Annotated in this window: 9 protein-coding genes; 7 read left to right on the forward strand and 2 right to left on the reverse strand. The window is 50.1% G+C overall.

All coding sequences use genetic code 11. The features are described 5' to 3' along the window. The first annotated feature begins 148 nt into the window (after window positions 1-148). Window positions 149-1,021, forward strand: a complete 873-nt coding sequence (locus KDK16_RS00625; RefSeq protein WP_257253147.1) for an A24 family peptidase — start codon at window positions 149-151, stop codon at window positions 1,019-1,021. A 7-nt stretch (window positions 1,022-1,028) separates the two neighbouring features. After that, the gene (coaE, locus tag KDK16_RS00630; RefSeq protein WP_257253148.1) at window positions 1,029-1,631 is read left to right on the forward strand and encodes a dephospho-CoA kinase; all 603 of its coding nucleotides are present in this window, start codon (window positions 1,029-1,031) and stop codon (window positions 1,629-1,631) included. A 34-nt stretch (window positions 1,632-1,665) separates the two neighbouring features. On the opposite strand, the gene KDK16_RS00635 is transcribed toward coaE, so the two are convergent. Both KDK16_RS00635 and KDK16_RS00640 read right to left on the reverse strand, forming a co-directional pair. Then, window positions 1,666-3,288, reverse strand: a complete 1,623-nt coding sequence (locus KDK16_RS00635) for an NAD+ synthase (protein WP_257253150.1) — start codon at window positions 3,286-3,288, stop codon at window positions 1,666-1,668. A gap of 111 nt (window positions 3,289-3,399) precedes the next feature. Continuing rightward, window positions 3,400-5,490: an EAL domain-containing protein gene (locus tag KDK16_RS00640; protein ID WP_257253151.1), complete on the reverse strand. Its 2,091-nt coding sequence runs from the start codon at window positions 5,488-5,490 to the stop codon at window positions 3,400-3,402. A gap of 213 nt (window positions 5,491-5,703) precedes the next feature. Here KDK16_RS00640 and KDK16_RS00645 point away from each other — a divergent pair, with 213 nt between their 5' ends. The 5 genes from KDK16_RS00645 to KDK16_RS00665 form a co-directional block, all read left to right on the forward strand. Continuing rightward, the gene (locus tag KDK16_RS00645; protein ID WP_257274233.1) at window positions 5,704-6,270 is read left to right on the forward strand and encodes a GspH/FimT family pseudopilin; all 567 of its coding nucleotides are present in this window, start codon (window positions 5,704-5,706) and stop codon (window positions 6,268-6,270) included. Beyond that, the gene (gene pilV / locus KDK16_RS00650; RefSeq protein ID WP_257253235.1) at window positions 6,267-6,737 is read left to right on the forward strand and encodes a type IV pilus modification protein PilV; all 471 of its coding nucleotides are present in this window, start codon (window positions 6,267-6,269) and stop codon (window positions 6,735-6,737) included. Before KDK16_RS00645 ends, pilV begins: the two co-directional genes overlap by 4 nt. A gap of 3 nt (window positions 6,738-6,740) precedes the next feature. Next, a complete protein-coding gene (locus KDK16_RS00655; protein WP_257274234.1) occupies window positions 6,741-7,796 on the forward strand; it encodes a PilW family protein in 1,056 nt (351 codons plus the stop codon). Next, window positions 7,793-8,353: a PilX N-terminal domain-containing pilus assembly protein gene (locus tag KDK16_RS00660; protein WP_257254783.1), complete on the forward strand. Its 561-nt coding sequence runs from the start codon at window positions 7,793-7,795 to the stop codon at window positions 8,351-8,353. The genes KDK16_RS00655 and KDK16_RS00660 overlap by 4 nt, the downstream gene beginning before the upstream one ends. 124 nt (window positions 8,354-8,477) lie before the next feature. Next, window positions 8,478-11,554, forward strand: a 3,077-nt coding sequence (locus KDK16_RS00665) for a hypothetical protein (protein WP_257274235.1), incomplete at its 3' end; no start/stop codon positions are given.

An 11,554-nucleotide genomic window follows, 5' to 3' on the forward strand; every position in this document is an offset into this window, starting at 1 on the left:
CCCATAAGAATGCACTGAATCCAAAAATCAAGTAGAGTAAGATCAGAAAACAGCCATGAGCCAAAGTGTCGCTGCTATCAAATTATAATGTGTCTCTGGATCTGAACATGCGGCACTTTCATATTAAGAAAACCGGATTTATTGACTAATGGCACTCTTAGAATTACTCCAGTCTTCACCCACTTATTTCTATCTCATCCTGCTCCTGGTCGGCCTTCTGGTTGGTAGCTTTCTCAATGTTGTTATTCTGCGCCTGCCGGTAATGATGGAACGGCAGTGGAAGCTGGAGTGTCTGGAAACACTTCACCCGGACAAGGTTCCTGCTGAGATGGAACCTTATAACCTGATCAAGCCCGACTCCACCTGTCCGAGCTGTGGCCACAAGATCCGGGCCTGGGAAAATATCCCGGTTATCAGCTATCTGTTTTTGAAAGGCCGTTGCTCTTCCTGCAAAACCTCTATTTCTGTTCGCTATCCGATCATTGAGGTAGTCTCTGCCCTGCTGACCGTTGCTGTTGGCATCTACTTTGGCGCCACGCTCCAGACGATTTTACTGTGCTGTTTAGTCTGGTCCCTACTGGCATTGAGCATGATTGACCTGGACACCCAACTGCTGCCGGACAGCATTACCTTGCCCTTACTCTGGCTGGGCCTGCTAGCCAACAGCTTTGAGTTATTGATTCCTTTAGAGGACGCGGTGCTGGGTGCTGCTGCCGGTTATCTTTCACTGTGGTCTGTTTACTGGCTATTCAAACTGCTGACGGGCAAAGAAGGTATGGGCTACGGCGACTTTAAACTACTGGGGGCACTCGGTGCCTGGATGGGTTGGCAAATGCTACCTCTGATTATTCTGCTGTCCTCACTGGTGGGAACGATTGTCGCGGTGGTGCTAATCATCCTGAAAAAGCAGGAGCGGAGCAACCCTATTCCCTTTGGGCCTTATCTGGCCGCTGCGGGCTTTATTGCCCTGCTTTGGGGAGAAACACTGGTTCAATCTTATCTGCAGATTATGGGACTGTGAGCTGAACATGAGTAAGTTGGTTATTGGCGTAACGGGCGGCATCGGCAGTGGTAAAACCGCCGTTACCGACTACTTTTCCAGTCTCGGTATTACCGTAGTGGATGCGGACCAGGCTTCAAGAGAAGTGGTGGAACCCGGTCAGCCAGCTCTGCAGAAAATTGCAGAAAGACATGGTCAGGATATTCTTACTGACGAAGGCACTCTGGACCGAAGAAAGCTCAGGGACATTATTTTTAATGACGACAGCGAACGTTTATGGCTGGAACAGTTGCTGCACCCTTTGATTCGTCATCAGATTATTCAGGAACTGGAAGCGTCCGAGTCTCCTTACACCATCATGGTTTCGCCGCTTCTGGTAGAAACAGATCAACACTTGCTCACCCAACGTATCCTGGTTGTCGATGTTCCTGAAGACACTCAGTTGGCAAGAACCATGAGCCGCGACGGCATGAGCAAAGAACAAACCCGGGCTATTATGGCGAGACAGGCTTCCCGTAAACAGAGGTTGGAGAAAGCCAGCGACGTGGTTGATAACAGCGGCTCGCTGGAGCAGCTGTTTAAACAACTGGATGAGGTTCACCAGACCTATATGGCTCTGGCAAACGCATAAGCGCGACCGGGGTAGTCCGGGTTTGTTCAGACCATCAAATACCCGGACGCCAGCCGTTGGTAATCGGGTAACGGCGGTCACGTCCAAAACCGCGGGGCGTAATACGAACCCCCACCACCGCCTGCCGACGTTTGAATTCATTAACATCAATCAGACGCAACACCCGATAGACAGTATCCCGGTCAAAGCCGGAATCGATAATGGCTTCAGCGCTTTTATCTTCTTCCACATACATTTCGATGATTCGATCCAGCTCGTCGTAGGGAGGCAGACTGTCTTCGTCTACCTGATCAGGTGCGAGTTCGGCAGAAGGTGGACGATCAATCACCCGTTGCGGAATAACATAACCCAGAGAGTTACGGTACTCGGACAACTCAAAGACAAGCGTTTTTGGTACATCTTTCAGAGCATTGTAACCACCGCACATATCGCCATAGAGCGTGGCATAGCCTACCGCCATTTCACTCTTATTGCCGGTAGTGAGGACCATGTAACCTTTCTTGTTGGAAATGGCCATCAGCATGACGCCCCGGCAACGGGACTGGAGGTTTTCTTCTGTGGTGTCTTTTCGGGTATTCTCAAACTGAGAACTCAGCATTGACATAAACGCATCAAACATCGGCTCAATAGGCATGACGGAATAATCGACACCCAGAATTTCGGCTTCTTCCCGGGCATCTTCGAGACTCATGTTTGAGGTATAGCGGAAAGGCATCATAACCGCCTGAACCCGTTCGGCGCCCAAAGCGTCGGTGGCAATGGCCAGAGTCAAGGCAGAATCAATCCCACCGGATAAACCTAACACAACCCCTTTAAAGCCATTTTTATTCACATAGTCACGAACTCCCGTGACCAGAGCATTGTAGACTCGTTCGTGCAGGCCAGGCAGCTCGGCAACGTCTTCCTGATCAAACGTCTTGTCTGCTATGTCGAAACAGGTTTTGTAGAGACCTTCGGCAAAGTAATCGGCCCTGACAGCGACCTGTCCATTGCCGTTCATGGCAAAAGAGCCACCATCAAACACCAGCTCATCCTGTCCACCCAGGAGGTTGACATAAAGCACGGGAAGACCCGTTTCTAGACAACGGTTGCGGATGGTCTGGTAACGGATAGTGTGTTTATCTTTATGAAAGGGGGAAGCGTTGAGGCTCAGAACCAGCTCCGCCCCGGCATCTGCAGCCTGCTGAGCGGATGAGGGATACCAGAGATCTTCACAGACAGTCAGAGCCAGTTTTACCCCTTTACACTCATAGACGCAGGGTTCATGTCCCGACATGAAGTAGCGCTTCTCATCGAATACCTGGTAGTTAGGCAGATGTTGTTTTGCGTATCGGGCCATCACCTGACCGTCTCTAAGGACCACTGCCTGATTTTCCAGACCATGTGCTCCCATGGCAGGTAATCCAATCACCAGATCAATACCTTTGACCACACCGAGCTTGCTGATAGCCTGCTCAATTCTCAACACCATACTGGGCCTGAGTAACAGATCTTCAGGTGGATACCCGCAGAGTGTCAGTTCAGGAAAAACCACCAGATCGGCCTGATGCTGATCACGCGCTTCTTCAGCCGATTCGATCACCCGCTGGGTGTTGCCGTCTATATCACCCACTTTGAGGTTAAGCTGGGCCATGACGATATTGAGCTTTGCTGACATTAAAAAGCCTGATCTCTTAATCTTCAATCTGTGAGCCGGCTATTTTCAACGATGTTGCAGTCAGTGTAAAACTCAAAATCTTCCTTGATTACGGGGAGGCTGCGTCAGCCACTAGAAGTCCCCCTCAAAATCAAAGTCCATATGTTCCACAGGCTCCTGAAGGAAGTCGCCCTGGATGAAATCGACACCGGTATGCCACAGCGGGGCCATCTCAACAGCACTCTCAACCTGAGGAACGATCACTTTCTGCCCCTTTTCCGATAAAGCGAGGACCATTTTCTTGAGTTCTTTACCCTGATTTTCGCTGGTTAGATCTTTAGTGAAAGAAGGATCAACCTTGACATAATCCACCGCCATTGGCGCAATGGTTTCCATAGGGTTCAAACTGCAGCCAAATTCACTCACTCCGGTACTGCAACCCAGCGCCTTGACCGCCTTGAAAAAGTCCGGAGCCTGTTTATTGAAGCGGACAATATTCTGTTCACTGATTTCCACAATCACCGACGAAGCAGGCATAGCTGCCGCCTTGAGTGCAACGCCCAACCAGGGCAAAAACTCTTTCTCCAGAATGGCATTGCCGCCAAGATGCATGAAGAGTCGGATGTTATCCTTATTCTGGGTTCTGCTCAGAAGCTCTTTTCCTGCTTCTATGACCTGCCAGCGATCGACTTTGCTCCAGAGAGCATTTTTGTCCAGCTTATTTCTAAATGTCACTGAGTCATGTTCACGACCTCTGGTATCCACCATACGCAACTGAACTTCAAAGTGCTTTTCAGAAGAACCTTTCAAACTGACCACTGGTTGATATTTCAATTTAAAATTGTCATTTTTCAGAGCCTGGCTGACCATTCCTGCCAGATGCTTCTCAACCGAACTGACCGCATTAACCTTACGTTTCTGATAGAAACAAAGTTTTCCGCCGCCTTCTTTTTGGGCCTGAATAGCAGCATGGCGAGCTCTGACCAACTGAGTATCAGGATCACTGTTGGAATCGGTCAGCATGACACTACCCAGACTCAGCCTGACCGGAAGCTCATTGCTGCCCAGTGTGACCGTCTCTTGTGTAACCGCTTTAATGACTTGATCGGCCAATTCCCGCACCGACTTTTCATCACTGGCTTTCACCAAAGCCATGATACAGTCACCGCTCCAACTGGCAGCTTGATGTTCTATTAACTCCAAACCAAGACGTGAACTGACTTCTTTATAATAGGGCTGGCTGACTCTTTTACCGCCTTTGGCATGAAGCGCACGCAGTGAATCGAGAGTAATACAAAGCAAGGCAAACTGGTCTTTACCCGCAACCACTCTCTGCATGGCAACATCCATCTGCTCTTTGAAAGCTTCTTTATCATAGAGATGGGTTTCGCTATCAAGACGGGCCACTTCGACGTCTTTATGCTCAACATCCGAGGCCTCTTCAGTTTCCTGGAGCCTAACCAGCAGACTCAGTGTATAACGTCCCTCAAAGGAAGTAGGACTGACTATAGCCCTGACAGGCACTTCATTATCCTGAACTGCCAGCAACGGACACTGAATCGCTGCCAGGGCCCGGCCACTGTCTTCGATACTGTTCAGGAAATCACCCACTTCCCTGCGATCTTTTCCCGCCACCAGATCAGTAAAGGGTTTACCGAGAAGACTGGCATTGCCATCCAGACCCACCAGCTCATTGAATGCCGGGTTTGAGTATTTAACCTGACCTTCACTGATATAGATGATGGCATCCACCTGATCGTCCAACAGGTGACGTCTCTGTTTCTCTGATTCATTCAGGGCAACGCTCATCAGTCGATGGTGACGGCGGGCGTTAAGGTCGGCAATTTCCCGATCAGAAGTCAGCAGAAGCAGTTCATCATTGTCTTGAGCAATAACACTTCTTACTCCCAGCTTGAGCCATTGCAACTGTTCTTCTTCCGGTTGTTCTGACAATACTATCGAAGGAATGTCCCTGCCCTGCTGGTCAACCCGATCAAGCACTGAACTGATCGTTAATCCCTCTGGCAGCTCGGCTGAAGAGATAATCATCAAATCCCATTTCTGATGACCAGACAGAGCTTCTTCCAGACTCTTTATAGAAGTGACATGATGAGCACGGGTCGGGTATCCGGCATCCCGATAAACATTAAGCAGTGCCTCAGCTTCTTCAGAGGAAGTATCCACTATGAGCAGCCGGATGGTATCCCTGTTTTCCTGCTCCATGACATTGACCTGATTCAACGAGAGTTTAAGGGTTATCTCATTCTTATAACTGCCATGCGGCCGAAATCATTAGCCCCCTGTCAAAAAACCATCCCTGTTTTTATCTCATTGGCTGCTTTGATAATAATTCCGCAGGTTCTCTACCCCTTCACCCGAATCATCAAAATCCACTTCTAAACTGATCAGATAAACGCTAAAAACCGGTCAGATCTCATGGGGCACTCAAACAGCCTTGAGCCCGGGGCAAAAAACAGCCCTGAGCCTGGAGAAAAAGGATTTTCATTAATTGAGCTGATGATCACTCTGTTGATCGCCGGGATTATTGTTGCCATGGGACTGCCACAACTGAGGGAAGTCTCGAACACCATTCGTTTCTCAAACATTCAGCAAAACCTCCTTTCAAACCTGCTCTACGCCCGCAGTGAAGCCGTTAAAACCGGCAGCAATACCATCGCCTGTGCATCCACTGACGGGACTACTTGCGCAGCAGATCCAACCCTTTGGAGTCAAGGCTGGGTCATTTTCACCGATGAAAACAGTAACGGCGTATTTGACGCAGGAGTCGATACCTTGAGACGCTCACAGACAATAGAATCTATCGCCTCAATTACCTGGAGTAACAGCACGCCAATCGTGTTTCAGGGAGATGGCACCGTCAACAACACCAGTTCAGGCAACTTTCTTATTTGCGACAGTCTGACAACATCGAAGATCGCCAGAGGTGTTACCATTAACCTGTCTGGTAGAGTACGCTCCGCCAACTCAGTGGTTTGTCCATGAATTCAGGACGTTCCCAAGCAGGCATGACCCTGGTAGAAGTTCTGATCACAGTCGTCATTCTGGCTTCTGGCCTCTTAGGTATGGCCGCTTTACAGACCCGAAGCATCAGTTACAACAACATTGCCTATCTCAATTCCCTATCCAACATCCTTGCCTACGACATGCTCGACAGGATCAAAGCCAACCCGGTCTACGCACTTAACGGGCCCGGTTATTCGGCCAGTGTCGGCAATGCGCCCGCTGCTTATCCTAATGATTGCGACACCGCAGATTGCACACCCGCTGAGTTAGCCCGTTATGACATTGCGCAATGGAAGTTCATTCTGGACGCCCAGCTCCCCGATTCAGACGGTTCAATTGTCAAAACCGATGTACCAGAGGGCCGGAACTACACCATCACGATCTTCTTTGATGACAGCAAAGGACAGCAGACCCGCCGCCAGGTGATTCTCAGGAGCACTCTATAAATCATGAACCACATCAAGCAGAAGGGACTCAGCCTGATTGAACTGATGATTGCCATGTTATTGGGCATTTTGATCATTGCCTCAGTCACTCAGGTCTTTCTGAGCAGCAATAATTCCAATCGATTGAACTTTCAGCTGGGACTGATGCAGGAAGCAGCACGAATTGCCGTAAGCTCCATTTCGAGTGACGTCCGTGTAGCAGGATACACAGGCTGCAATAGAGAAACTTCTATTGGAAATGCCCTGCTTCAAAATAGTGCCAGCCATGAATGGCTCACCGCTGAACAACCTATTCAGGGATTGAACCTTTCTGACACCCGGTCAAAGATGGACGCTCAGGCCACCTCGGAAAGCCTGCTGATCTTTAAGGTTAATCCCGACATTGTTTTCTCCGTAACCCACCATGACACCTCCACATCGACTCTGACACTGGACCGCAACATCGGCTCAACCCTGTCAGTAGGCCATGCTGCTGCCATCACCCGTCAAGACTGTTCTCAGGTAGCTCTGATAGCCCTGAGTTCCATCAGTGGCAGCACAGTCACCCATACCACCAGCGGTGGCGGCGATTTCAGCAATTGTGTCAATCAACTCAAGGGCAGCTTTCGTTGTTATGATGGTTCAACCCCTACCGGCGCTCTGTCATTTAACCCGGGTTATCTGAAGCCGCTGGAATCTGTGAGTTATTTTGTAAAACCGGATAACGGACTGCCGACCCTGTTCAGAAAAGAAGCAGGCAACCCCACAGCGCTGGCCATCGTGGATGGTATTGAAGATATTCGAATTCATTATGGTCTGGATACCGATAACGATGGGGTTGCTAACCGCTATATCAGTGCCGGTGATCGAAGTTTTCGCCATGCTGACTGGCTACAGGCCACCTCCATCCGCATTCATCTGCTGACGCGCAGTGAAACAGAAATTCTCCCTGCTCCGGCACCTTCACCGGCGCCCCCAAGAACCTATCTTTTTGATGGTGTACAGGTTGCTCAGTCGGATCGTTTTTTGCGAAAGGAATACGTCATGACCATGGCCTTAAGAAACAGAGGGGAATCATGAGCCGCATCAGAAGACATCATGATGAAAACGGGAGCGCTCTGCTCTACACCATGATCTTTCTTACCCTGATGGTGATGGCAACCCTGACAGCAGTGCAATTCTCAAGCCTTGAGCAGAGAATGTCAGCCAGCTACCGGACTCATCAGGCCGCTTTCGTCGCTGCGGAAACCGTTCTGCTGGAGGCCGAACGCTGTATCAAAAATCAAAACAGTTGTAATGACATCAACACATTCGCCGGTGATTGCAGTAACGGCCTCTGCTTCAGTGGCTCTGACCGCAACAGTATTATCAGCTGTCGGGCCGGACATGCCCGTCCCTGGGAGAGCGCCGCGCTCTGGAAAGACCCCGGCAAAACCATTGCCGCCACCACCATGCCTTCAGGAAGCTCTGCCCGCTATATTTTAGAATTTCTCTGCTATGTTCCAAGAACCCTGTTTGGGGTCAGCCCCAATCCTGCCAACCCTTCTGACTGGTCAAAGCTTTATCGTGTAACCGTGCTCGCTTCAGTCGATAACCTCAATAGTCAGGTCATGTTACAGTCTACCTACAAACGGTGAGTTAACTTCGCATAAAAGGATTTTCACAGTGTTCGTGTCAAAAGGGATCAGCCTGTCTGCATTTTTTTCAGCCAGAAAACAGTTCTCACACAGGCTTTGGCTAACAATCTGTTTACTGACATGCTTGCTACAAGCATTGAGCTCGCAACAGGCCATTGCAGCCTCCTCGGACTATGCTGCAACTCCCAGTCAGGGAACCACCAGCTCCCCCCCTCTGGTGCTCTTTGCGCTCTCCTTTGATCACGAACTTTTCAAAAAAGCCTACAGCGACTACACGGATGTAGACGGTGATGGCTTAATAGATACCACCTACAAAGACACCATTGATTACTATGGATATTTTGAATCAGACTGGTGCTACACCTACAGCAGCAGTCGTTTTCAACCTTCTGTAAGAGCAACAGGAGCCAATGGCCATAGCTGCACCACGTCAGGCGCACCCTGGAGTGGTAACTTTTTAAACTGGGTGACAATGTCCCGGATCGACCTGATCCGTAAGGTGCTCTACGGCGGAATGAGAGTGACCGATACCACTGGCTTGACTACCCTGGAAAGGGCAGAAATCCCCTACGACTTCCATGCATTCAGCAAGATCTATACGGGAGGGGATGTCAATGACTTCACGCCTTACACTTCCAGCATTACTCTCTGTAATCTGAACCAGAGTCAGAACGGTGCTCCCCTGTTGAGAGTCAGAAGCAGCAATGACCCAAACTGGGCGGGTTTAAACCGGGTTCGCTGTCAGGGCTCATCGGATGCCGATTACAACGTCAGGGTCGATGTCTGTCACAGTGGCTCAACCGATAGTGGCTGCCAGACCTATGGCAGCTCAAAAAAACCGGTGGGACTGATTCAAACCTATCAGGACCAGGTAAAGTTTGGACTCATTACCGGCAGCTATGACGGCAATACTCAGGGCGGAGTCATACGCAAGAATATTTCTTTCGCCAGCGATGAAGTCAATCAGAGCACAGGGCAGTTTATAAACAATTCTGGCATGGTGGCTACCGTCAACCGTTTCAGAATTTCGGAATACAGTTACACCGACCAGAAATATAATTGCAGCTCTGGCAGCCCGGTGAATTGTAAAGACTGGGGCAATCCCATGTCAGAAATCTACCTGGAAGCGCTCCGCTACTTTGCAGGGGAATCCGGACCTTCTACCGATTACAGTGTGAGTTCGGACCTGGGATTACCAAAACCCGGTTGGCAGGATCCATTTACGGTTGATAGCCGCTGTGCCAACTGCGCCATTATTGTGTTATCGACAGGACAGAACTCCTACGATAGCGATGACTACAGCAATATTAGCGATATACTCTCGTCCGGGATCCCACAACTAGACCGGTTAACCAATGATGTCGGTAACCTTGAACCTGGTCTTTCGTTTCCCGGCTCCTTCATCATCGGCAGTAACGGCAGCAGTGGCATCCGACAGTGCGAACCCAAAAACCTGAATGGCCTGTCTGATGCCCGGGGTATTTGTCCTGAAGTTCCGCACTATGAAGGCAGCTATTATATGGCCGGTCTGGCACACTACGCGCGAACCCACGACCTGAGATCAAACCTGGCGGGCAACCAGACGGTTACCACTTATACTGTTGAACTGGCTCAGACAGTTCCGACACTGACCTTTGGTGTTCCTGACGGCCTCGGCAACCGCAAAACTGTGTCACTGACCCCAATCTGCCAGACCATTGACTATGCAGATGGTTTTGACGAAACACTCTATCGCCCCTGCCGTCATCTGGACCAGACGGTAGAGAGCTTTACCCTGGACAGTTCAGGCCTGCTTGACAGCATTACCTTGCGCTTAGGCTGGGCCGATGAAACCTTTGGCGGAGATGGTGATACCGACTCCGAAGCCTCTTATACCATCACCACATCCACCAATAATCTGAGCGTGCGTCTGTTTGACCCGTCATTCAATGGCTCCAACAGTTTCAGGTATGGCTACTCCATATCGGGGGTCCAGAATTATAGCGGTATGGTTCTGGATGCCGAATACAACTCCGATTACATTAACAACACCCCTAAGTTAAACCAGAGCTACGATGATGGTGACAGTGAGTCGGCATTATTGATGCGAACCTGCAGAGAGTCAGACCGCATAGCCACAGGCGGCAACGGGCCCTCATGCCTCAGTAACACTGGCACAGAGTTAACCCCTACCGATGTCACCAAAAATTTCACGCCAAACGCGACTGTTTCCAATCGTTTGCCAAAACCTTTATTTATGGCAGCAAAGTACGGTGGCTTTAACGACCTTGATAACGATGGCACGCCTAATCATGACGCCAACGGTGACAACATTCCTGACGCCGATGACAAGGAGTGGGACAACCGCAACAACCTGACAGGCTCTCTGGATCCGGATGGTATTCCTGATAATTACTTTGTCGTCAGCAACCCTGCCCGACTGGGTCAACAGCTGGGAAAGATACTTGAGGATATCGCCAGCCGCATCTCTTCCGGTGCCAGTGCTGCCCTGGTGGCTAACAGTGCCAGCGGTGTGAGCTCAGCCATCCAGGGGCTGTTTCTTCCCGAAGTGACCGTCAATAACATTGATATCAGTTGGGTTGGGCTGGTTCACAGTTTGTTTGTTGATGCCAAAGGTCACTTCCGTGAGGACACCAATGGGAACCGCACCCTCGATGACTATGCAACCGACCGGATAGTGACCCTGTCTTTCGACCCCATCAGTAATTCCACTGTCATTCAGCGATATACCTCTTCCGACAACGGCGTGACACTGACAGCAGATGGCGGCAGAGTGGATTTGACCGATCTGAAACCCGTCTGGGATGCCCGTAAACGCTTGATGGAAGTCAGCAACGTTACCAGTCAAAGAAACTATACGGCGCTGACCAATACTGGCCGTCACATTCTCACCTGGCTGGATGCCAATAATAATGGCAATGTTGATAGCGGTGAGGAACAACCGTTCGTCTCTGCCACCTTCACAGGCAACAACAGTGGCTATCTGGGTGTGAATGCGTCGGAGTCGGACAAACTGGTGAAGTACATTCGCGGCGAAGATCAGCCGGGTTACCGCTCCCGCTCTGTAGACATCGATAATGATGGCGATATGGAAGTCTGGCGCCTGGGCGACATCATTCATTCCAACCCCGTCGTCGTCTCCAAACCGGAAGGGTATTACTCTGACAGCAAACCCTTCAACAGCAATGACTCAACTTTTAT

It is taken from the genome of Endozoicomonas sp. SESOKO4, from assembly GCF_024606275.1.

Bases quoted from the DNA above. Each gene is read 5' to 3' on its own strand.
- KDK16_RS00625 (WP_257253147.1), top strand. From the start codon at position 149: ATGGCACTCTTAGAATTACTCCAGTCTTCACCCACTTATTTCTATCTC.
- KDK16_RS00635 (WP_257253150.1), bottom strand. From the start codon at position 3,288: ATGTCAGCAAAGCTCAATATCGTCATGGCCCAGCTTAACCTCAAAGTG.
- coaE (WP_257253148.1), top strand. From the start codon at position 1,029: ATGAGTAAGTTGGTTATTGGCGTAACGGGCGGCATCGGCAGTGGTAAA.
- KDK16_RS00655 (WP_257274234.1), top strand. From the start codon at position 6,741: ATGAACCACATCAAGCAGAAGGGACTCAGCCTGATTGAACTGATGATT.
- KDK16_RS00645 (WP_257274233.1), top strand. From the start codon at position 5,704: ATGGGGCACTCAAACAGCCTTGAGCCCGGGGCAAAAAACAGCCCTGAG.
- KDK16_RS00640 (WP_257253151.1), bottom strand. From the start codon at position 5,490: ATGGAGCAGGAAAACAGGGATACCATCCGGCTGCTCATAGTGGATACT.
- pilV (WP_257253235.1), top strand. From the start codon at position 6,267: ATGAATTCAGGACGTTCCCAAGCAGGCATGACCCTGGTAGAAGTTCTG.
- KDK16_RS00660 (WP_257254783.1), top strand. From the start codon at position 7,793: ATGAGCCGCATCAGAAGACATCATGATGAAAACGGGAGCGCTCTGCTC.